Here is a 21,854-nt window from a genome sequence, read left to right as displayed (position 1 = left end):
AGCCGATTGCAGTGTCGCTATTTGAGTATAGCGGTTATGTCTCTTTGCTTTTGAGTGTTTGAATACAGCGTTCTTTAGCGGCATTCAACTCTGCCATTACGACGCTGATGTCATTGAGTTGCTGTTGTAGGACGGCTTGTTTCTCTTCAATGATATTGAGCATTTTCAATAACTGTCCTTCGGTTTGTTGCATGTCATAGAGCTCGAAAAGTTCACGAATTTCTGCCAGTGAAAAACCGAGCCGTTTCCCTCTTAAAATCAGTTTGAGACGAATTTTATCTCTGCGTTGATAAACGCGCATGTTGCCTTTTCGCTCTGGTTCAATCAGACCTACGTCCTCATAAAACCGGATACTGCGAGTGGTAATATCAAACTCCTTGGCGAGGTCACTGATCTTGTATTTTTCCATAACATACTTACCTCGAATAAAAATCCAGTTTCTGGAAATCGAACCTTCAACGGAAAGGCCGAACGCAAATTTTGAAAGATAAACGCCTACTTGGTGTGTTTTTTCATCTCATTGTAAAGGCTAGTGCTATGCTTACGTAAACGTCAAGAAATCGCAGTATGAAAGTTTGTCAGTGAGAAAGGGCGACAAAGACTGGCGTAGCACTTGGTGAGTAATGTCATGCAGGGGCGTCATCAGTCAGTCTAGTGTTCACATATACCTCAAGGGAATGCGAATCATGGAAAAAGACATCTGGATTGTCAGCGCGAAAAGAACGCCGATCGGGCGCTTTCAAGGAAAGTTGCAAACTTACTCCGCTCCCCAATTAGGTGCACAAGCGATAAAGGCTGCGATGCATGAAGTGAATGTGACATCTGTAGATGAAGTTTTCATGGGATGTGTGCTACCTGCGGGGTGTGGGCAAGCCCCGGCAAGACAAGCGGCAATTGGTGCGGATTTACCCATGAGTGTAGGGTGCACGACTATCAATAAAGTGTGTGGTTCCGGCATGAAGAGCGTCATGTTGGCGCACGATCTTATCAAAGCTGGAACGATTCGAACTGCCATTGCTGGTGGTATGGAGAGTATGACCAATGCGCCGTATTTATTGAAAGAGGCGAGAAAGGGAATGCGCATGGGCCACCAGTCGACGTATGACCACATGTTTCTCGATGGATTGCAAGATGCGTACGAAGGGCACTTAATGGGTGTTTATGCTCAGCACGTCGCAGACAGGCTTAAGTTCACCAGAGAGCAAATGGACGAATGGGCAGTGATGTCGGCAAAACGTGCGTTGGAAGCTCAAGAGCGAGGCTTATTTGCAGACGAGCTCTCACCGATTGAATTCAACACCAAGTCTGAACAAGGAACGTTGGATTACGATGAGCACCCGCGCTCGATTGATCTGGATAAAATCCCTCAACTCAAACCTGCATTCGATAAAAAAGGCACGTTGACCGCTGCTAATTCGAGTGCGATTTCCGATGGCGCTGCAGCGCTTGTTCTAATGGATGAAGAGACTGCGATCCACCAAGGTCTTGAGCCACTCGCCGTTATCAAGTCTCACGCTACACACGCCAGAAAACCTGCTGAATATACTTTGGCTCCCGTTTATGCGATTGAACAGTTGTTGTCCCAGTTGGATTGGTCAATTGACGAAGTGGATCTGTGGGAGATAAATGAAGCCTTTGCTGTCGTGACACAAATCGCGGTAGCAGAACTTGGGCTTGATATGAGCAAAGTCAATATTAAAGGCGGAGCGTGTGCACTCGGGCATCCGATAGGCGCAAGTGGCGCACGAATTCTGGTGACATTGATTCATAGTTTGCGTCAGCTACAAGCTTTAGGTACCGACGGTGATCTAGACGCCAAAAAAGTGATGCGAGGCGTTGCGACACTTTGTATCGGTGGTGGAGAGGCAACGGCGATAGGCATTGAAATACCGCTTTAATTGAAATCAGAAAGGAGTAAATGATGACTCGTTTGGTTCCCTTGTTTATTGGTGGAGAGTTTCGTGAATCTCAAACTTCGGATTGGGTTGAGGTGACCAATCCTGCCACTAATGATGTCATTGCGTACGTTCCCTGCTCAACGGATCACGAGATGGAAGCCGCCATTGATAATGCGAAAGAGACATTCCAATCCTGGAAGGAAGTGGCAGTATCCGAGCGTGCCAGAGTCATGCTTCGTTATCAGCACCTTCTCAAAGAACATCATGATGAGCTTGCCACACTGCTTTCTCATGAAACGGGTAAGATTTTAGCGGATGCAAAAGGCGATGTGTGGCGAGGCATAGAGGTTGTTGAGCAGGCTGCAAACATTGCCAGCAACATGATGGGCGAAACCGTCGAAAACGTTGCCACGGATATTGATAGTTACTCAATGATTCAGCCCCTAGGTGTGTGTTGCGGCATTACGCCGTTTAACTTTCCTGCCATGATTCCGTTGTGGATGTTCCCAATCGCCATCGCGGCGGGCAATACGTTTGTGCTTAAACCCTCCGAACAAGTGCCGTTGACCTCTATTCGTTTAGCCGAACTATTTGAGCAAGCTGGCGCGCCGAAAGGAGTGTTGCAAATCGTTCACGGTTGCAAAGACCAAGTCGACTTTCTGCTGGCTCATCCTGACATTCGAGCGGTGTCATTTGTTGGCTCGGTTCCTGTTGCCCGTTATATCTACACCACGGGTACGAAACACTTTAAACGCGTTCAAGCTTTTGCTGGTGCTAAAAATCACATGGTGATCATGCCTGATGCGAACAAAGAACAAGTGGTGAATAATCTAGTGGGGTCCTCCGTTGGGGCGGCGGGGCAACGCTGTATGGCGATTTCTGTTGCGGTATTTGTCGGCGATTCAAAACAATGGATTAAAGACATCAAACAGGCAATGGCGAAAGTACACCCAGGGCCTTGGGACGATGAGCAAGCTGCTTATGGCCCACTGATCAGTGAGCAGGCTAAACAACGCGTATTGGACCTAATTGAAGATGGCAAGCAACAAGGCGCAGTGTGTGAACTGGATGGCAGTCAGTGTGAAGTGGAAGGCTTTCCCGATGGAAACTGGATTGGCCCAACCTTGTTTAGCGGTGTAACAACGAATATGTCGATTTACACGCAAGAGATATTTGGCCCTGTTTTAGTTTGCATGGAAGTGGATACGTTACAAGAAGCCATTGAGTTAGTGAATCGCAACCCATACGGGAACGGCACTTCCATTTTTACGGCTAATGGCGCTGCTGCAAGAAAATATCAGCATGACATTCAAGTTGGTCAGGTCGGGATCAATGTGCCTATTCCAGTCCCTTTGCCATTTTTCTCTTTTACAGGCTGGAGAGGCAGTTTCTATGGCGATTTGCATGCGTATGGTAAACAAGCGGTACGTTTTTATACCGAGACTAAAACGGTGACGGCACGTTGGTTTGATGACGATATTCCAACGGGGCCTAATCTGACCATCCAACTGCGCTGAGTGAATAGAAGGAGCTTTTATGGACTTTGAACTTAATGAAGATCAACGTGCATTTGCCGATACCGCTCAGCAATTTGCCGATGAGCGTTTAGCGCCGATGGCGGCGGAGTGGGATGAAAAACAGATCTTCCCCAAAGACGTATTGAGAGAGGCGGGAGAGTTAGGCTTCCTGAGCCTCTACACTCCAGAAGCGCAAGGTGGCCTAGGGCTGAGTCGCTTAGATGCGTCAATTATCTTTGAACAACTGGCCATGGGATGTACGTCCACTACGGCGTTTATGACGATTCACAACATGGTCAGTTGGATGATAGCCAGTTTTGCTACCGATGAAGCCAAAACGCAGTTCTGCCCGAAGTTAGTTACGGGGGAATGGTTAGGCTCCTATTGCTTAACCGAGCCCAACGCAGGATCAGACGCCGCTGCACTGACCACTTCCGCTACAAAAAAGGGGGATAAGTATGTGCTCAACGGTGGCAAAACCTTTATCTCTGGCGCAGGAGAGACAGATGTTTTGGTCGTGATGGCGAGAACTGGAGAAGCGGGTGCCAAAGGCGTGTCTGCATTTGTCGTTCCTGCTCAAGCAGATGGCATCAGCTATGGGCGCAAAGAACCCAAAATGGGTTGGAACAGTCAACCAACACGAGCGGTTACTTTTGAGAATGTCGTTATTCCAGCTAGCCATTTACTGGGCGAAGAAGGGCAAGGTTTTGTCTTTGCGATGAAAGGGCTTGATGGAGGGCGTATAAATATTGCGACCTGCTCCGTCGGTACGGCTCAACAGGCCCTTGAACAGGCGACACAGTACATTCAGGAGCGTAAGCAGTTCGGCAAACCGCTTGCGCAGTTTCAAGCCTTACAATTCAAATTAGCAGACATGGCGACAGAGCTAGCGGCTGCGCGGCAGTTAGTGCGCTATGCCGCCAGCAAGCTCGACCGAAATGACCCAGATGCCACTGCTTATTGCGCGATGGCAAAACGGTTCGCAACCGATGTGGGCTTTCAGGTTTGCGACCAAGCGCTGCAGCTTTATGGCGGCTATGGTTACATCAAAGAGTATCCAATGGAGCGTCATTTCAGAGATGTGCGTGTGCATCAAATTCTGGAGGGAACGAACGAAATTATGCGTTTAATCATCGCGCGCCGTTTGCTCTCTGAGGAGTCGACCTTGCTGTAGCGAAGTATTGGATTTGTTCATTGAGAAAGGATTCATATATGCCATTAACCCAAGAAGCCATTCAACATACGATCACTAATCACGTTGCGGTGGTGACGATGAACAACCCGCCAGCCAATACGTGGACAGCAGAGAGCCTCAAGGTACTGAAGTCGCTGATACTCACACTTAACAATGATAAGCAGGTCTACGCACTGGTTTTAACCGGCAGTGGAGAAAAGTTTTTCTCAGCTGGTGCGGATCTCAAGCTATTTTCTGATGGTGACAAAGCGGTTGCGTTAGACATGGCGCGATGCTTTGGTGAAGCTTTTGAAACGCTCTCGGAATTCCGTGGTGTTTCCATTGCCGCGATTAATGGTTACGCCATGGGCGGAGGTTTAGAAGTGGCATTAGCTTGTGATATTCGAGTAGTTGAAGAGCAAGCGGTACTTGCTTTACCTGAAGCCAAAGTCGGACTTTTGCCCTGCGCTGGCGGTACCCAAAACCTCACAGCGTTAGTAGGAGAAGGCTGGGCAAAGCGCATCATTTTATGTGGAGAACAAGTTAGCGCTGACAAAGCAAAAGAACTAGGCTTGGCTGAGGAGTTGGTTCCCAAAGGCGAAGCGTTAAGTAAAGCGTTGGAGCTTGCTGAATCTGTTGCGAACCAGTCACCATCTTCTGTCGCCGCATGTAAGGCGCTCATTCAAAATATGCGCTCTGCGCCACTTAAGCACGGCTTAATGAAAGAGCGAGAGTTGTTTCTGAATCTTTTTGATACGGAAGATCAAGTTGAGGGTGTTCGCGCCTTTTTAGAAAAACGCCCACCGCAATGGAAAAACCGATAGGAGGCCACATGGCAGGGATGGTAACCATCAGTGAAATAGAGTGCTTAGATGGCGTGCACCGCATTGGTATCGCAACGTTAGACAACACCGCTTCATTGAATGCATTGACGTATGACATGTTGGTCCAACTCAACGATCAGCTTATCAAGTGGCAAGACGATCCGCATGTGACTTGTGTGGTACTCACTGGCGCTGGAGAAAAAGCATTCTGTGCTGGTGGCGATGTTCGAGCTATGTATCACGTCATGCATAACGAGAGTAAAGAAAAAATCGTAGAGTTCTGTACGGACTATTTCTCGTTGGAGTATGAGTGTGACTATCTCATTCACACTTACAACAAGCCTATTATCGGTTGGGGAGAGGGTATTGTCATGGGTGGTGGGATGGGGCTTTTTATGGGAACCAGCCACAAAGTTGTGACAACAACATCACGCCTTGCTATGCCAGAAATTAATATTGGACTGTATCCCGATGTGGGAGGTACATGGTTTTTAAGCCAGATAGATCCGCAAGTGGGTTTATTCCTCGGATTGACAGGTTCAATGGTGAATTCAAGTGACGCTGTCACTATTGGTTTGGCCGATTGGTTACTGTTGGAAGAGCAGTATCCCACCTTACTGGATGAGCTAAAGCGGCTCCAGTGGGGCAAAGAAGATGCGAAAGAGTTGGTAACTGCGCTACTACAATTAATGGAAGAACAGGTTATTGATAGCAAACCAACCACGCAAATTTGTCCATACTTAGATCAGATAGAGGAAGCGTGCAAAGGCTTTGATCTTAATGCAATAGCACAGCGAATCATGGCTATCGAAGGGAACAGTCAGTGGATAGAAAACGCGAAACAAACGTTCGCCGCGGGCAGTCCGATCACCGCGCATATTTGCTTCAGACAAGTGAAAGAATACCACAGCTTACCACTTGCAGATTGCTTCCGCTTGGAGCTGAGTTTATCGGTTCGCAGCGCCTTATTAGGTGAGTTTAAAGAGGGCGTCCGTTCTCGGCTTATTGACCGGGATGGCGAACCTAACTGGATGTTTAACAGTGTCAGTGAAGTCGATGAAGATGTCATCGATACCTTGTTTACCTCACTTTGGCCGGATGACGAACATCCGCTTGCTGATTTGGGTGAACAAACACTAGGTCAATAAGGAGAATGATCATGAGTACCATCGCATTTATCGGTTTAGGAAGAATGGGGCATCCGATGGCGCAAAACTTATTAGCGTCTGGATTTAACGTGCAAGTATTTGATGTCGATAGCGAAGCGGCAAAGCAACTTGCACCTTTTGGTGCGGTGGTGGCGAGCTCTATTGAGGAAGTCGTGGATGGTGCAAGCACAGTCATCACGATGCTACCAGCAGGTTCTCACGTTCGTTCCGTGTATCTTGGTGACTTACACGGCGGCGTAGGTGTCCTCAATCTTGTCTCGCCAAGTACCTTGATGATTGATTGTTCAACCATTGATCCGGACTCCGCGCGATTAGTCGCCAATGAAGCGGCAAATAAACGCGTGTTGTTTGTCGACGCGCCCGTTTCGGGTGGCGTTGCCGGCGCTAAAGCGGCGACATTAACCTTTATTGTTGGTGGCTCGGATGAAGCATTTTCTAAAGCCAATGCCATTTTGCAGTACATGGGAAAAAATGTTTTCCATGCCGGTAAAGCGGGCGATGGTCAAATGGCGAAAATCTGTAACAACCTTATGCTTGGCATTTTAATGTCTGGTACGTGCGAGGCGCTAAATCTAGGTATCGATCATGGGCTCGATCCCAAAGTGTTATCAAACATCATGCTGCAAAGCTCTGGCCGAAATTGGGCATTGGAGCTTTACAATCCTTGCCCAGGAGTGATGGACAGTGCACCAGCCAGCAACGATTACCAACCGGGCTTTATGAGCAAACTCATGTTGAAAGATCTCGGTTTGGGGTTAGATGCGGCGTTACAAACACACTCTTCGGTTCCGATGGGCTCACTGGCGCGTAATTTATATTCTTTCCACAACGCGAGCGGCCATGGCGAGCTCGACTTCTCAAGCTTGTTTGAGTTTTACAAGAGTAAGAAGGGCTAGACTGAGTTTTGCTACAAAACCGTCTGAAATGGTGAAGTAAAACTCATCATTTCGGACCTCCTAAACAGGCTTGAAATAGGGAACATTATTAGCGACGGAGTGCAGTAACTATGGATATTAAAAATAGTGTCATTGCCATTACAGGTGCAGGGCAGGGACTTGGGCAAATGATGGCAATTACGCTTGCTCAAGCCGGTGCAGATTTAGCGTTATTAGATGTAAACGCTAGCGGCTTAATGGAAACACAAGAGCAGTGCCGAATGCTGAGCGCAAAAGCGTTGACTTATCAAGTGGATGTAACGAGCGAAATCGATGTTGAAAACACGTTTGAAGCGGTTATCCAAGATTTTGGCCAACTCAATGGGCTAGTCAATAACGCTGGCGTGCTAAGAGATGGGTTACTTGTAAAATCAAAAGACGGCGTGATCAGTAAGATGTCTTTGGATCAATTCAATTTGGTCATGAACGTCAACGTTACGGGGACATTTTTGTGTGGGCGTGAAGCTGCCGTCAAGATGATTGAGAGCGGCTCACAAGGCGTTATCATCAATATTTCTAGTGTCGCGAGAGCAGGGAATATCGGTCAAACCAATTATTCTGCGTCTAAAGCGGCGGTCGCAACCATGGCGACAACGTGGGCCCGTGAGTTAGCAAGATACGGTATCCGCGCGGCGGCGATTGCACCAGGTGTGGTACATACCGCGATGGCAGAGCAAATGAAACCAGAAGCCATAGAACGGCTAGAAAAGATGATCCCAATTGGAAGGATGGGTGAAACAAGTGAAATCGCGCATGCAGTAAAATACATTCTTGAGAGTGATTACTTTACTGGCAGAGTTTTAGAAGTGGATGGAGGCATTCGTATGTAAAAGCTCTAGGGTTAGGTCCCACAGACCGGAATGACAAGCTTCTTTCCCTTTCAACATTTCCTATTTTTCCGAGAGCCAGTTCTGGGTAACGTAAGTGTTTATTACTCATATTTGGATTCGCCCTGCGAATGGTTTGCCAAAAGTAAATAATGAGAAGTAAATACCACTCAAATACTAAGTGAAATCATTAATTTGATATTGATCACAATTTTCCACTTTTAATTTCCCCTTCGTACTCAAGCTATCTATGTAAATGCAGTTGATAGTCAGTCTCATCAAAATGAATTTGCAACTGTCTGTTTCAAAAGACATTAACTTTGAAGCACGTGAAGTTCGTGTTGAGGTTAATGTCCTATTGAAAGAGTGTGAGTTTCATTAATGGAAGGTTAGTTTCCAGTTGTGGCTAATGAGCTTTAACTTTTTACTCCTCATAATGCGCCAAATGTAACATTGTGTTTCAAAGTGTAACAATAAACTCACACTAATAGTGTGGTTTTGATCTCCACTCAATTCCGTTTTGTTTCGCTCTGATCCCGACGTTACTCATGCTCAACACATAAACATTCTAATGACTATAACAACTGGTTCTTAGCTTGATACCAATCGTAGCAAGTAATTGTTCATTCTAGCTGGTTAAGATGCTTGATAACGGCGCTGAAAAATTTGTAAGTAGAATAAATACTTATCAAAATTTTTGCCTTTTTATCAAACATTCCCCTGCGCTGTTTCTGAGCTCTTATTTACTGTGATTGGCATTGGCTTTGAAACCAGACAACCATCGAGAAAGTTAATGGAAGCCTCAAGATATAAACGCATCTTGTCGAGGGGAAGTTTGGCGTCCGTCATACTTATGCTCTCGGGATGTAATTCAGCTTTACTTGACCCCAAAGGTGCCATTGGTGTGCAGGAAAAAGAGCTAATTATTACTGCTCTTTTGCTGATGTTGATCGTTGTAATCCCTGTGATTCTAATGACGATTTACTTTGCTTACCGATACCGCGCCTCTAACACTGAAGAAGAGTACGCACCCGAGTGGTCACACTCGACCAAAATCGAAGTGGTGGTATGGACAATTCCAATCATCATCATTGCGATTCTTGCGACGATCACATGGCGTTCGACTCATGAACTAGAGCCCTCCAAACCATTGGAAAGTGATGTTAAGCCAATGACCATCGAAGTGGTGTCACTCGATTGGAAATGGTTGTTCATCTATCCAGAAGAAAACATTGCGACGGTGAACTATGTGGCGTTCCCGAAAGATGTGCCAGTGCAGTTCAAACTGACTTCGGACAACATCATGAACGCGTTTTTCATCCCTCGCTTAGGTACACAGATCTACGCGATGCCAGGAATGGTTACCAAGCTCAACCTGATAGCGAACCACGAAGGTGACTACAAGGGTTTTGCATCGAACTACAGCGGCGAAGGCTTTTCGCAAATGAAGTTCACAGCCTCTGCAATGTCTGATCGTGCTGCGTTCCTAAATTGGGTGCAGAAAGTGAAGGCGAGCCCTGATCGTATTGAAGATTGGGAGCAATACAGCTCACTGGCAGCGCCAAGTATCGCAGAGCCAGTCACTTTGTTCTCTAGCGTTCCTCCGTTCTTGTTCACCGACGTTGTGACTCAGCATCCTGGTTCAATGAACTGTTTGCCTGAAAACCAAGGATAATCGTAATGTTTGGAAGATTAACTCTTGATTCAGTTCCATTCCACGAACCTATTATCGTCATCACCTTAGCGGTTGTGGCGCTGGTTGGTTTAGCCGTAGTTTACGCGGTAACTAAAGCCGGAAAGTGGCAATATTTGTGGAATGAATGGTTTACTTCAGTAGACCATAAAAAACTTGGCTTCATGTACATCGCAGTAGCGATGGTGATGCTTGTTCGTGGTTTTGCTGACGCAGTCATGATGCGTAGTCAGCAACTCCTTTCTTCTGCGGGTGAAGCAGGTTACTTGCCACCGCATCACTACGATCAAATTTTTACTGCCCATGGCGTGATCATGATCTTCTTCGTAGCGATGCCATTGGTTATTGGTCTGATGAACATCATCGTGCCATTACAGATTGGTGCGCGTGACGTAGCTTTCCCGTATCTGAATAACTTGAGCTTCTGGCTGTTTGTTGTTGGTGTCATTCTAACAAACATGTCTCTCGGCTTAGGTGAATTTGGTCGCACCGGCTGGCTAGCGTATCCGCCGCTTTCAGGTATTGAGGCCAGCCCAGGAGTCGGGGTCGACTATTGGATTTGGGCGCTGCAGATATCAGGTGTCGGTACGACGTTAACAGGCGTGAACTTCTTCGCGACCATTTTGCGTATGCGTACACCGTCTATGCCAATGATGAAGATGCCAGTTTTCACTTGGGCGTCTCTGTGTGCAAACATTTTGATCATCATTTCATTCCCAATCCTAACGGTGACTATCGCTCTGCTAACGCTGGATAGATACCTAGGCATGCACTTCTTTACCAATGATCTTGGCGGCAACGTAATGATGTACGTCAACCTGATTTGGGCTTGGGGCCATCCAGAAGTGTACATTTTGATCTTGCCAATTTTTGGTGTGTTCTCAGAGGTCACCGCAACCTTCTCACGTAAAAAGTTGTTCGGTTACACATCGCTAGTTTGGGCTACCGTAGTTATCACGATTCTTGCGTTTGTCGTTTGGCTACACCACTTCTTTACGATGGGGTCTGGCGCGAACGTAAATGCCTTCTTTGGTATTGCCACGATGATCATTTCTATCCCAACTGGGGTGAAGATCTTCAACTGGCTATTCACCATGTACAAAGGCCGCATCCGCTTTACGACGCCAATGATGTGGACGGTGGGCTTCCTGATCACCTTTACTGTTGGTGGTATGACAGGCGTACTAATGGCTGTTCCGGGCGCAGATTTTGTTCTGCATAACTCAGTATTCCTGATTGCTCACTTCCACAACGTTATCATCGGTGGTGTGGTGTTTGGATGTTTCGCTGCGATCACTTACTGGTTCCCGAAAGCGACAGGTTTCACCATGAATGAAACTTGGGGCAAACGTGCGTTCTATCTTTGGATTATTGGTTTCTTAATGGCGTTCCTACCGCTTTACGCGCTGGGCTTTATGGGTATGACTCGTCGTTTAAGCCAAGACATCAACCCTGAATACTTCCCTCTGTTGTCGATTGCCGCAGCAGGTACGGTTGTGATTGCGCTGGGCGTATTGTCTCAGTTCATCCAAATTTACGTGAGTATCCGTGACCGCGAGCAAAACCGTGACCTAAATGGTGATCCGTGGGGTGGTCGAACTCTTGAGTGGGCAACATCGTCTCCACCGCCGTTCTACAACTTTGCGCACCTGCCAAAAGGTGATGTGCTGGATGCCTTCTGGTACCAGAAACAAAGTGGCGAGTTCGATCCAACTAAAGAAGTGGAGTACGAACGTATTCATATGCCAAAAAATACGGCAACAGGCATCTACGTGTCGGCTTGGTCGCTCCTATTTGGCTTCGGCATGATTTGGTACATCTGGTGGCTAGCGGCAGCAAGTTTGGTCGGTATTATCGTGACGTGTATTCAGCACAGCTACAACGATGACGTGGATTACTACGTGGAAGTTGAAGAGATCAAAGCAATTGAGGCCGAGCGTCGAGCTCAGCTTGAAGAAGCGAAGAAAAACTCAGTGAAAGACAGCGAAAGTAAAGATGATCTGGAGGTGACGTATGCAAACTAATATCGCAGCACATCACGACCATGACACGAATGGCAACAAGCTATTTGGTTTCTGGGTTTACCTGATGAGTGACTGCGTACTGTTTGCGACCTTGTTCGCGACATACGCTGTGCTGTCGAGCAATTCAATTGCGGGCCCAACAGGTAAAGACATTTTCGAACTGCCATTCGTGTTTGTCGAAACCATGCTGCTGCTGTTTAGCAGTATCACATTTGGTTTTGGCATTATTGCGATGAAGCGCAACAACGTTGCTGGTCTCAAACGTTGGATGTTAGTAACGTTCGCGCTTGGTCTTGGCTTTATCTGTATGGAGGTCTATGAGTTCCATCACCTGATTGAAGAAGGCTATGGCCCACAAACAAGTGCGTTCTTATCGGCATTCTTTACGTTGGTTGGTACGCACGGCCTACACGTAACCTTTGGTCTGATTTGGTTAGCGGTAGCGTATCACCAACTGTCGACGAAAGGTCTGAACGACAATATGGCAATGCGCTTTAACTGCTTAAGCCTATTTTGGCACTTTCTAGATATCGTTTGGATTTGTGTCTTTACCATCGTTTACTTACTGGGGGTAATGTAATGGATCAACATGTAGAAACCAGTGCGTCAGATTACGTGAAAGGCTTTATTGCCTCACTGATTCTGACGGTAATTCCGTTCTACTTTGTTTGGACGAAATCATTACCAGATACAACAACCTATGCGATTCTATTTGGATGTGCATTAGTGCAGATATTTGTTCACTTCAAATACTTCTTGCACATGGAAACAAAAACATCCGACGGACGTTGGAACCTTGTATCACTGATGTTTACCGCCATTGTTGTACTTATCCTTATCGCTGGCTCGGTATGGATCATCTACAACATGAACGTCAACATGAAGTTGTAGGCCAAGGTATGCTGAAAAGTTATTTGTCTATCACCAAACCGGGCATTATTTTCGGCAACCTGATTTCTGTTGCGGCGGGGTTCTTCCTCGCCGCAAAAACAGAACCAGCCAGTCTAATGTTGTTCGTTACAACGTTAGTTGGTGTGGGGTTAGTCATCGCTTCAGGTTGTGTGGTGAATAATATTTTCGATCGTGATATCGACCAAAAGATGGCACGTACACGAAATCGTGAAACAGTGAAAGGCAACATCAATATCGATATTGCGTTTGTTTATGCACTTGCTTTATTGCTGGTAGGCACCGCACTGTTATTTATCCGAGTGAACCCACTATCCGCTGTCGTCGTTTTGCTTGGCTACGTGTATTACGTGTTCTTTTACACGATGTGGTACAAACGTAACTCGGTGTATGGAACCTTAGTGGGAAGTATTTCAGGTGCAGTCCCGCCATTAGTGGGTTATTTAGCGGTAACAAACTTTATTAGCTTGGAAGCGATTTTACTCTTTACCATGTTCTGTCTCTGGCAAATGCCGCACTCGTACGCGATTGCCATGTTCCGCATGCAAGACTACCGAGAAGCCGGGATTCCCGTATTACCAGTTAAAGAGGGCATTCATAAAGCGCATCGACACATGAAAGCGTATGTCGTGGCGTTTGGGGCCGTATCGTTGGGGTTATTTTTACTTGGTGAAGCTGGGTATGAATACTTAGCGGTTGCGGCGGTCGTTTGCTTTATGTGGACGAAAGTGACCTTTCGTAGCATTGATGACAGCAACTACATCGCTTGGTCAAAGTCGGTGTTTAAAGTCTCACTGCTAGTGGTGATGGGGATCAGTGGTGTACTAGGATTAGAGCTTATTCCGTTGCCATTTATTTATTGAGTTTGAAATTCTTTAATATCACTTCCATGTAGCTCCCATGCTGAGAGCTACATGCTTTGCTAGACTCGAATTCATGCCTAAAAGAGATAATATGATTATCCCTTTTTACTATGGTCGTGGTTCATGTTTCGTCGTTTTACTCTTCTTTCAATTGTTGCAATGTCTTCATGCGTATTAGCCCAAGTTCCGTCCTCGGTTAGCTCCGTGGAAACTTATCGTATTGGAGGTACTCTTGTTAGGCTTATTATCCACAACATGGAGATTAATCCAGTGATTGAAGTTGATACAATTAATCGTTCAGATTATGAAATAAATGATGTATTTCGAGTTTCCTCCATGTCTCATAGATAATGAAAAACTGGATTTCAACCAGAGTGCTGGCGTTTTTGTAGAAGAGTATGGAGAGCGTGATAATAAAGTATTTTTCGTGCTTGATTACTTTTACCTACATGGGGGAGGAAGCGTTCTTGTTGATTGTGAAGTCTCATTCGAAAAAGAAAAGATCTTACCCCCGGAATGTAGAGTGAAGGTAAACTGAGAAATCGGCCGAGTTGCTTTGCTTACAAGCTTATCTCACTAAACCTTAATCCAGATTAAAGTTTTGCCACCCACGAGGCATTAAGGTGCGCCTGTAGTTTGCAGGTCTCACGGATTCAGAGAAGGAACAGCCATACGTTGTGTATCGCTGTTCCTTTTTTGTTCTTGGTTACTTGGGAAAAGATAGAACCATAAAGACAACATTGAGAGGACTGGTTTTGAGCATTTTGTTTTCCGAAGCCCGCATTGGCAACATGACCCTAAAGAACCGTTTTGTGCGCAGCGCAACGTGGGAGAACATGGCGACTGAAGATGGCCACATGACGGATAAGCTTTACGATATTTACGAAACGCTTGCGAAAGGGGAAGTTGGGCTTATTGTCACGGGTTATGCCAATATCGTGGAAGAAGAGAAACCCAACGCTGGGATGATGGGGATCTACAACGACTCTTTTATTGAAGAATACAAAAAGCTAACAGAGCTAGTACATCAACACGATTCTAAAATCGTGATGCAAATTGCTTACGGTGGCACCAAAACCACCTACAACGTCGGTGAGCGTGTCATCTTCGCTCCGAGTGACGTGCCTGAGCGTGGTACAAATACGCAAGGCAAAGCGATGACAAAGGACGAAATCGACTACATCGTAAAGGCATTCGCATTGGCGAGTAAACGTGCTCAAGACGCTGGTTTTGACGGCGTAGAGATTCATGCGGCGCACACTTATTTAATTAACCAGTTTTTAAGCCCGTACTATAATCGTCGCGAAGACGAATACGGTGGTGGCTTAGAAAATCGCATGCGTGTCCTTTTAGAAATTTTTTCTGAAACCAGAAAGCTGGTTGGGAATACTTTTCCAATCCTTGTGAAGCTTACCGCGACAGAATTCTTTGACGGCGGTTTAACGTTCGATGAAACTCGCGTCGTTTGTAAGAAACTCGAAGAAGTGGGCGTTGATGCGATCATCGTGTCTGGCAATATTCACGGCAAAGCAAACGAGCTTGTTGGTGAAATGTTCGATGGTTATACACTACAAGAAGAAGGCTATTTTCACGAATATGGACATGTGATCAGTCAAGATGTGAGCGTCCCGGTGATTACTGTCGGCGGGTTGAGTGACATTGATGCGATTGAGAAAATTGCAGAAAACACAGATATCCAATTTTTCGCTGTGTCACGTCCTTTATTGGCTGAGCCTCAGTTAATAAAGCGCTGGAAAGAGGGTAATCGAGCGCCAGTGGATTGCGAGCGCTGCTCAAAATGCCGAACCAAACGTGGTAACTTTTGCGTGGTGTATAAGAACCGAAATCGTCGTAAATAACTCACCTTAAGTGGCGGTATATCATTGATAAATAGCGCAATAGTCTTCTAAAACACTAAGAAGGCTATTCAATTTAATTCAATATCACTGCCTCTAACGGCTATTCACTATTCGCAGTCCGAAATATTTTTATAATCCTATTTAATTGATAAATAAAGGTAATATAATTAATTATTAAAAATATTAATTATAAGACAAAGTTTCATATCTGAAACTAAATTGCATTCTAAACTTACAATGAACTTATTAATAATTAGGTGCGAGTGTCACACAGGGTAAAGAATACAGAAGGTGTTTTGAGGTGCGGTATCATTGCGATAACTATCTGATTTTTATAACTGTGTTTCAGCTTTATCGAACCCAAGAGAGTAAGGGAATTTGTGACCCTACGGTATAGTTAATGTGGGGCCTTGTTTATTTTCTGAAAATAGCTACTCAAACGTCACGTTTAATTGTGAGGGACTTGTATTAGCTTGTCGTTGCATTGTGCTTTGCAAGCCTCATGTAAAACGTGAGAGGCAACTAATATGAATAGTCTAGAAAATGCAACCATTGAACACTTTAAAAATCAATTTCAGGGTGATGTTGTTTTGCCCGGAGATCCTACGTACGACGAAGTTCGTCAAATCTGGAATGGCATGATAGATCGCAGTCCCGGTGTTATCGCTCGCTGCAAGTCTGCCGATGATGTCGTGATGGCGGTTAACTTTGCTCGGGATAACAATCAGCTACTTTCGGTCCGAGGTGGTGGGCATAATATTGCGGGCAATGCGGTTTGCGATCATGGTGTGATGATCGACTTGTCACTTTTGAATCATGTTCAAGTGGATGAAAGCGAAAGAAGGGCTTTCGTTGAACCTGGCTGTACGTTGGCTGATGTCGATGAGGCCACACAAAAATATGGATTAGCAACGCCTGTCGGCATTAATTCAACCACGGGAATTGCGGGGTTAACGCTTGGCGGTGGTTTTGGTTGGTTGAGCCGAAAATATGGTATGACGATAGACAATTTGGTCTCTGCAAATGTCGTAACTGCAGATGGTCGTCAACTGCTCGCGAATGAGACAGAAAATGCCGATTTATTCTGGGCGTTACGTGGGGGCGGCGGTAACTTTGGTATCGTTACGCGTTTTGAATTCCAGCTACATCCTGTCGGTCCAGAGGTGTTAAGTGGTCTCATTGTCTTTCCATTTGAGCAAGCGAAATCCATTATCACCCAGTTTGCGAAATTCACTGAGTCGGCCCCTGATGATCTAAGTGTCTGGATGGTGAGTCGGAAAGCGCCGCCACTCCCATTCTTACCTGAAAGCGTTCACGGAAAAGAAGTGGTTGTACTCGCGATATGTTATGCGGGTGACCCGGCTGAAGGTGAGAAGTTAATTGCACCGTTGAGAGAGTTTGGTGATGCACATGGTGAGCATGTTGGTGTACAGCCATTTGCGGCGTGGCAGCAAGCGTTTGATCCATTGCTTACTCCGGGCGCACGTAACTATTGGAAATCGCACAATTTTAACTCGCTAAGCGAAGGTGTGATTGATGCAGCGATAGAATACGCAGGTAAGTTACCATCGCCTCAGTGTGAGATTTTTATCGCCTCTCTTGGCTGCGCTGCCTCTAGACCTGAACCCGAGTCTATGGCTTATTCTAGCCGTGATGCAAACTATGTATTAAATGTGCATGGAAGATGGGATTTAGCAGAAGATGATGAAGCTTGCATCAGCTGGGCAAGGGCATTTTTTGCCAAGACTAAGCCCTATGCAAGTGGCGGAGCGTATATCAATTTCCTTACACAAGACGAAGCTGAACGTACAGAGTCTGCCTACGGTCCAACCTTTGCGCGTTTACAAGCAGTGAAGAAGAAGTTTGATCCAAATAACTTGTTCAGAATGAATCAGAATATCAAGCCAGAATAAGTGCAATAAGAGCGTCGTCATTTCATAAGACGGGAGCTGTCACTTAATATCAAATAACAGTGGCTCTAAAATCTAATGGAGCCACTGTTAGCTAAAACCTTCGAACTACGTCTCTTCATCTTGATAGTTTAGATAACGTACACACAAATCATGAAACGCTTTTGCTTGAGGCGAGATCGTGCGGTCGGTCAACGTAAAGATACCAATTTGCCTTTCAAGCGGTGGATCGATAAGCGGGATCCAAACCAAGCGTGTTTCATTGGTCGGGAAAGCAAGCTTCGGTAGGGTCGTGACACCAATCCCAAGTTCTAAGACAGAAAACAGCGAAGTAATATTTTCGACCGAATAGAGCGCTTGCTCACTCAGAGCTCTTGCTGGGGTTGGATCGAGAAGTGTACAAGTGCCGTTACGGATAAAGGGTTGTTCCAACAAAGTTTGCCACTCGATTCCTTCTGGATGACTCGCAATAGGGTTGTCCTTTAAACACACCACGCCTATTGGATCGGCTAACAGCGGCGTAAAGTCAATGCCGCCCTCATCGAGGTGAGAGGGGTTACCGAGCGCTAAGTCGACCTCACCGGAGAGTAGGCGAGCCTCGACGCCAGCGGCATTATCGTCTATCAAGCTTACTTCTACATTTGGATACTGCTCGCAAAAGGCACCCAACACGCTCGGGATGAGTTTCGCTGCAACAGAAGGAACGCTCGCAATTCGCACTCTCCCTTGCTGTCCGGCCGCGGCAGCTTTGAGATCGTTGTCCAGCGCACTGTAGATATTGAGAAACTGAACCACCTTGGGCAAACAAATCTCACCAAAAGGCGTTAATTTGGTTTTGTTGCCGGGTTCAAACAGCGTTTGTCCTAGCATTTTCTCTAGCTCTTTTATCGACGTGGAGAGCGCAGCCTGAGATCGATTTGCACGATGTGAAGCGGCTCGAAACCCACCTTCCTCGACTACCATCACAAAATGCATTAATTGTTGAAGCTTAATACTCATCCCTAATGCCTCTTAATCCCTTTATTTACGTTATTCTCAACGAAGTGATAAGTTTTCTTTATCAAATGTAAAAAATTTACCGTTAGATTTATCGCCTGTCAATGTGCATCATTTAACCATATTGAAACAAAGCCGTTACAAAGGTTGAAGGCACGTGAATACTCCTACTAAAAAGCACCCAGTTAAAACCAGTCTATTTGCTTCTAAAGCGCCGCTTGAATGGGCGATAGTCAACAATGGAACCCTGTATACGGCTCAAATTCCTATTGATGACACAGGCGCGGTTGTGGAAGGCGGCATCGAAGCACAAACACGCCAAACCTTTAACAATCTAATTCACACCCTGGAGTGTGCAGGGGAGTCTTTGGACTCTGTATTGCAGGTCCTGATTTACGTGACCGACAGAGAATACTTAAAAACCGTTAACCAAGTGTACGCGGAATATTTTGAAGCGCCGTACCCAAATCGCGCCGCCATGGTGGTTGCAGGGTTAGCACGAGAAGAAATGTTGGTGGAGTTTGTCGTCTATGCGTCGGCAAGCCAACCAGAATAAATCCAACAAGAATAATTGAGATCAGTGAGTGGGTGGCTTGCCATCACAAATCGGAAGAACAAGGAAAGAACCATGACTTTTATTAACAATGTTCAAGCAGAAAAATCCCTCTATATAGCAGGTGAATGGCAATCGGGCATGGACACCATCGCCAATATTAACCCTTCTGATATCAGCGAAAACATTGGTGATTTCGCACAAGCGAGTGTGTCGCAAGTAGAGCAAGCGATTCAAGCGGCTAAATCAGCGCAGCCAGAGTGGGAAAGTACACCAATCGAGCGAAAACAGGCAGTGCTGCAAGCGATTGGTGATGAGCTCATTGCACGATGTGACGAATTGGGCACCTTGCTTTCGCGTGAAGAAGGTAAACCATTTGCTGAAGGTCGAGGTGAGATTTACCGTGCTGGCCAATTCTTCCAATACTTTGCTGCTGAGGTTCTGCGTCAAATTGGCGATAACGCTGCTTCCGTCCGTCCAGGTGTCTCCGTTGAAGTTACTCGCGAAGCCGTCGGCGTTATCGCCATTATCTCTCCTTGGAACTTCCCAACAGCAACAGCGGCTTGGAAAATTGCGCCAGCACTTGCGTTTGGCAACAGTGTCGTCTGGAAACCTGCCAACCTAACCCCAGCAAGTGCCGTGGCACTGACTGAGATTATCCATCGCCAAGGTTTACCTGCTGGCACGTTTAACCTCGTTTTGGGTAGCGGTTCGCAAGTTGGTAATACCCTTATCAATTCGAAAGACGTGAACGGCGTTAGCTTCACAGGTTCTGTGGACACAGGCCGTAAAGTAGCGGCGGCAACGGCACCAAACTTTGTGCGTTGTCAGCTAGAAATGGGCAGTAAAAACGCGCTCGTAGTGGCAGATGATGCAGACATTCAAATTGCCGTTGAAGCCACAATCGCAGGCTCATTCTCGGGTGCAGGTCAAAAATGTACCGCGTCTTCTCGTCTTGTGGTTATGGACGGAATTCACGACGCGTATGTTGAAGCGCTAATCAAACGCATGAGCGAACTTAAAGTGGGTCACGCACTGGAAGAGGGCGTATTCATGGGCCCTGTTGTTGATGGTAACCAGCTGAATGCAAACTTTGAGTGGATTGAAAACGCACGCCAAGCAGGCGCAGAGCTGGCTTTCGGTGGTGAGCGTCTGAGCCTAGAGCATGACGGTTACTACATGTCACCAACCCTGTTCTTGAACACACAAAACAGCTGGGAAGTGAACCAAGAAGAAGTCTTTGCACCAATGGCAAGCGTGATTCGCGTTTCTGATCTGGATGAGGCAATTGCAGTTGCGAACGATACGCGCTTTGGCCTGACAGGCGGCATTATCACGCAAAGCTTGCGCAATAGCGCGATCTTCAAACAGCAAGTCCAAACGGGCTGCGTCATGGTTAACTTGCCAACCGCGGGTACGGATTATCACGTCCCATTTGGTGGCCGTAAAGAATCTAGCTTTGGTCCTCGTGAGCAAGGTCAGTACGCCAAAGAGTTCTACACCGTGGTGAAAACCGCTTATCAGCGCCCTTACTAAGAACAGCAGGGTAGCTGCTGGTGTCAGCTACCCACACTGAAAGGCTAAGAAATTGTTTAAGGAGTGGTTATGTACCAACAACGGATTGTGATTGACGGATTGCAGTACTGCAATTGGGATCGAGAGTACTTCCAAACGCTTAAGGCGAGTGGCATTACCGCCGTTCATGCCACCATCGTCTACCATGAAACTGCGCGCGAAACCTTAACGCGTTTTGCTGAATGGAACTTGCGCTTCGAGCAAAATGCGGACCTCATCATGCCTATTTATTCAATTGCAGATGTAGAAAAAGCCAAAGCAGAAGGCAAAGTCGGCATCTTCTTCGGCGCGCAAAATTGCTCACCGATTGATGATGAAATTGGTCTGATTGAAGTGATGCGCCGCCAAGGTCTGCTGATCATGCAACTGACCTACAACAACCAAAGCTTACTGGCGACAGGTTGTTACGAACAAAACGATTCCGGCGTAACTCGCTTCGGTAAGCAAGCGATTGAAGAGATGAACCGAGTCGGGATGATCATTGATATGTCCCACAGCGCGGAGCGTTCAACGTTGGAAGCTATCGAGCTCTCTTCGCGTCCAATTTGTATCAGCCATGCTAACCCGACATTTGCGCATGACGCACTGCGCAACAAGTCCAACACCGTGATCAAAGCACTGACGGAGCGCGGTGGTTTGATTGGATTCAGTTTATATCCGTTCCATTTGCCAAATGGCAGCCAGTGCACGCTGGATGATTTCTGCCAGATGGTTGCGAAAACCGCAGACATGTTTGGCGTGGACCATTTAGGTATCGGTAGCGATCTGTGCTTAAACCAACCGCAACAGGTGTTGGAGTGGATGCGCAACGGGCGTTGGTCAAAAGCGATGGATTACGGCGAAGGTTCAGCAAGTAACTCGGGATGGCCAGATGCGCTGCCATGGTTCTGCGGCAGTACAGGGATGGAGAACATCTACAACGGATTAATGCGTCACGGATTCAGTGAATCTGAGGCAGGAAAAATATTGGGTGAAAACTGGTTCAACTTCCTTGAAGAAGGATTAGAGCCTATTTCATAGCATTCCCCAAATTAGGAACCGCCTGCCAACATAACAACAATACGGCAGGCGTAAAACTCACATTTTGTAGCCAGTCTTTGGCAGCTGCAAAGAACCTCTGGAGTCAGA

19 protein-coding genes are annotated in these 21,854 nt (G+C 46.4%); 17 read left to right on the top strand and 2 right to left on the bottom strand.

All coding sequences use genetic code 11. The features are described 5' to 3' along the window. Positions 1–34 precede the first annotated feature (34 nt). Positions 35–409 carry a MerR family transcriptional regulator gene (locus LIX84_RS04955; RefSeq protein WP_012842485.1) on the bottom strand — a complete coding sequence of 125 codons (375 nt, stop codon included), beginning with the start codon at positions 407–409 and terminating at the stop codon, positions 35–37. Positions 410–686: 277 nt separating this feature from the next. Here LIX84_RS04955 and LIX84_RS04950 point away from each other — a divergent pair, with 277 nt between their 5' ends. The 14 genes from LIX84_RS04950 (at position 687) to LIX84_RS04885 (ending at position 17,605) form a co-directional block, all read left to right on the top strand. Beyond that, positions 687–1,898, top strand: coding sequence for a thiolase family protein (locus tag LIX84_RS04950; protein WP_226420787.1), 1,212 nt, complete (start codon positions 687–689; stop codon positions 1,896–1,898). Positions 1,899–1,921: 23 nt separating this feature from the next. Next, complete coding sequence (locus LIX84_RS04945; RefSeq protein WP_182035709.1) at positions 1,922–3,415, top strand: CoA-acylating methylmalonate-semialdehyde dehydrogenase; 1,494 nt, start codon at positions 1,922–1,924, stop codon at positions 3,413–3,415. Between the two features lie 19 nt (positions 3,416–3,434). Further along, entirely contained in the window at positions 3,435–4,589 is a 1,155-nt protein-coding gene (locus LIX84_RS04940) for an acyl-CoA dehydrogenase family protein (protein ID WP_226420786.1), read from the top strand. 38 nt (positions 4,590–4,627) lie between these two features. Beyond that, a complete protein-coding gene (locus LIX84_RS04935; RefSeq protein WP_005390981.1) occupies positions 4,628–5,413 on the top strand; it encodes an enoyl-CoA hydratase in 786 nt (261 codons plus the stop codon). 8 nt (positions 5,414–5,421) lie between these two features. Further along, positions 5,422–6,561, top strand: a complete 1,140-nt coding sequence (locus tag LIX84_RS04930; protein ID WP_048625200.1) for an enoyl-CoA hydratase/isomerase family protein — start codon at positions 5,422–5,424, stop codon at positions 6,559–6,561. A gap of 11 nt (positions 6,562–6,572) precedes the next feature. Further along, a complete protein-coding gene (gene mmsB, locus LIX84_RS04925; RefSeq protein WP_005390978.1) occupies positions 6,573–7,478 on the top strand; it encodes a 3-hydroxyisobutyrate dehydrogenase in 906 nt (301 codons plus the stop codon). 110 nt (positions 7,479–7,588) lie between these two features. Further along, a complete protein-coding gene (locus tag LIX84_RS04920; protein WP_005390975.1) occupies positions 7,589–8,347 on the top strand; it encodes an SDR family oxidoreductase in 759 nt (252 codons plus the stop codon). Between the two features lie 790 nt (positions 8,348–9,137). Continuing rightward, complete coding sequence (gene cyoA / locus LIX84_RS04915) at positions 9,138–10,019, top strand: ubiquinol oxidase subunit II (protein ID WP_005388604.1); 882 nt, start codon at positions 9,138–9,140, stop codon at positions 10,017–10,019. A gap of 5 nt (positions 10,020–10,024) precedes the next feature. Continuing rightward, the gene (gene cyoB, locus LIX84_RS04910) at positions 10,025–12,061 is read left to right on the top strand and encodes a cytochrome o ubiquinol oxidase subunit I (RefSeq protein WP_226420785.1); all 2,037 of its coding nucleotides are present in this window, start codon (positions 10,025–10,027) and stop codon (positions 12,059–12,061) included. Continuing rightward, positions 12,051–12,641, top strand: coding sequence for a cytochrome o ubiquinol oxidase subunit III (cyoC, locus tag LIX84_RS04905; protein WP_226420784.1), 591 nt, complete (start codon positions 12,051–12,053; stop codon positions 12,639–12,641). The genes cyoB and cyoC overlap by 11 nt, the downstream gene beginning before the upstream one ends. Further along, entirely contained in the window at positions 12,641–12,952 is a 312-nt protein-coding gene (gene cyoD / locus LIX84_RS04900) for a cytochrome o ubiquinol oxidase subunit IV (protein WP_012842490.1), read from the top strand. Before cyoC ends, cyoD begins: the two co-directional genes overlap by 1 nt. Then, complete coding sequence (gene cyoE, locus LIX84_RS04895; protein ID WP_031780178.1) at positions 12,913–13,833, top strand: heme o synthase; 921 nt, start codon at positions 12,913–12,915, stop codon at positions 13,831–13,833. Before cyoD ends, cyoE begins: the two co-directional genes overlap by 40 nt. Before the next feature lie 755 nt (positions 13,834–14,588). Next, positions 14,589–15,692, top strand: coding sequence for an NADH:flavin oxidoreductase (locus LIX84_RS04890; protein WP_226420783.1), 1,104 nt, complete (start codon positions 14,589–14,591; stop codon positions 15,690–15,692). A 527-nt stretch (positions 15,693–16,219) separates the two neighbouring features. Beyond that, positions 16,220–17,605 carry an FAD-binding oxidoreductase gene (locus LIX84_RS04885; RefSeq protein ID WP_226420782.1) on the top strand — a complete coding sequence of 462 codons (1,386 nt, stop codon included), beginning with the start codon at positions 16,220–16,222 and terminating at the stop codon, positions 17,603–17,605. Between the two features lie 105 nt (positions 17,606–17,710). Here LIX84_RS04885 and LIX84_RS04880 read toward each other — a convergent pair whose 3' ends face one another. Next, the gene (locus LIX84_RS04880; RefSeq protein WP_226420781.1) at positions 17,711–18,601 is read right to left on the bottom strand and encodes a LysR family transcriptional regulator; all 891 of its coding nucleotides are present in this window, start codon (positions 18,599–18,601) and stop codon (positions 17,711–17,713) included. 154 nt (positions 18,602–18,755) lie between these two features. Here LIX84_RS04880 and LIX84_RS04875 point away from each other — a divergent pair, with 154 nt between their 5' ends. The 3 genes from LIX84_RS04875 to LIX84_RS04865 all read left to right on the top strand — a co-directional run bounded on the left by LIX84_RS04875 (position 18,756) and on the right by LIX84_RS04865 (position 21,746). Then, positions 18,756–19,154: a RidA family protein gene (locus LIX84_RS04875; protein ID WP_005375789.1), complete on the top strand. Its 399-nt coding sequence runs from the start codon at positions 18,756–18,758 to the stop codon at positions 19,152–19,154. A 72-nt stretch (positions 19,155–19,226) separates the two neighbouring features. Further along, positions 19,227–20,687 carry an aldehyde dehydrogenase family protein gene (locus LIX84_RS04870; RefSeq protein WP_139059843.1) on the top strand — a complete coding sequence of 487 codons (1,461 nt, stop codon included), beginning with the start codon at positions 19,227–19,229 and terminating at the stop codon, positions 20,685–20,687. Between the two features lie 69 nt (positions 20,688–20,756). Further along, a complete protein-coding gene (locus LIX84_RS04865) occupies positions 20,757–21,746 on the top strand; it encodes a membrane dipeptidase (RefSeq protein WP_226420780.1) in 990 nt (329 codons plus the stop codon). The last annotated feature ends 108 nt before the right edge of the window (positions 21,747–21,854 follow it).

It is taken from the genome of Vibrio sp. E14 (genome assembly GCF_020515785.1).
Taxonomy (GTDB): domain Bacteria; phylum Pseudomonadota; class Gammaproteobacteria; order Enterobacterales; family Vibrionaceae; genus Vibrio; species Vibrio diabolicus.
This window is presented reverse-complemented; position numbering and strand designations above follow the sequence as displayed.

Excerpts from the sequence above, each read along its gene's own strand:
- cyoC (WP_226420784.1), top strand. The coding sequence starts at position 12,051 with ATGCAAACTAATATCGCAGCACATCACGACCATGACACGAATGGCAAC.
- LIX84_RS04920 (WP_005390975.1), top strand. The coding sequence starts at position 7,589 with ATGGATATTAAAAATAGTGTCATTGCCATTACAGGTGCAGGGCAGGGA.
- LIX84_RS04945 (WP_182035709.1), top strand. The coding sequence starts at position 1,922 with ATGACTCGTTTGGTTCCCTTGTTTATTGGTGGAGAGTTTCGTGAATCT.
- LIX84_RS04870 (WP_139059843.1), top strand. The coding sequence starts at position 19,227 with ATGACTTTTATTAACAATGTTCAAGCAGAAAAATCCCTCTATATAGCA.
- cyoE (WP_031780178.1), top strand. The coding sequence starts at position 12,913 with ATGGATCATCTACAACATGAACGTCAACATGAAGTTGTAGGCCAAGGT.
- LIX84_RS04865 (WP_226420780.1), top strand. The coding sequence starts at position 20,757 with ATGTACCAACAACGGATTGTGATTGACGGATTGCAGTACTGCAATTGG.
- mmsB (WP_005390978.1), top strand. The coding sequence starts at position 6,573 with ATGAGTACCATCGCATTTATCGGTTTAGGAAGAATGGGGCATCCGATG.
- LIX84_RS04885 (WP_226420782.1), top strand. The coding sequence starts at position 16,220 with ATGAATAGTCTAGAAAATGCAACCATTGAACACTTTAAAAATCAATTT.
- LIX84_RS04955 (WP_012842485.1), bottom strand. The coding sequence starts at position 409 with ATGGAAAAATACAAGATCAGTGACCTCGCCAAGGAGTTTGATATTACC.
- cyoA (WP_005388604.1), top strand. The coding sequence starts at position 9,138 with ATGGAAGCCTCAAGATATAAACGCATCTTGTCGAGGGGAAGTTTGGCG.
- cyoD (WP_012842490.1), top strand. The coding sequence starts at position 12,641 with ATGGATCAACATGTAGAAACCAGTGCGTCAGATTACGTGAAAGGCTTT.
- LIX84_RS04935 (WP_005390981.1), top strand. The coding sequence starts at position 4,628 with ATGCCATTAACCCAAGAAGCCATTCAACATACGATCACTAATCACGTT.
- LIX84_RS04950 (WP_226420787.1), top strand. The coding sequence starts at position 687 with ATGGAAAAAGACATCTGGATTGTCAGCGCGAAAAGAACGCCGATCGGG.
- LIX84_RS04880 (WP_226420781.1), bottom strand. The coding sequence starts at position 18,601 with ATGAGTATTAAGCTTCAACAATTAATGCATTTTGTGATGGTAGTCGAG.
- LIX84_RS04930 (WP_048625200.1), top strand. The coding sequence starts at position 5,422 with ATGGCAGGGATGGTAACCATCAGTGAAATAGAGTGCTTAGATGGCGTG.
- LIX84_RS04940 (WP_226420786.1), top strand. The coding sequence starts at position 3,435 with ATGGACTTTGAACTTAATGAAGATCAACGTGCATTTGCCGATACCGCT.
- cyoB (WP_226420785.1), top strand. The coding sequence starts at position 10,025 with ATGTTTGGAAGATTAACTCTTGATTCAGTTCCATTCCACGAACCTATT.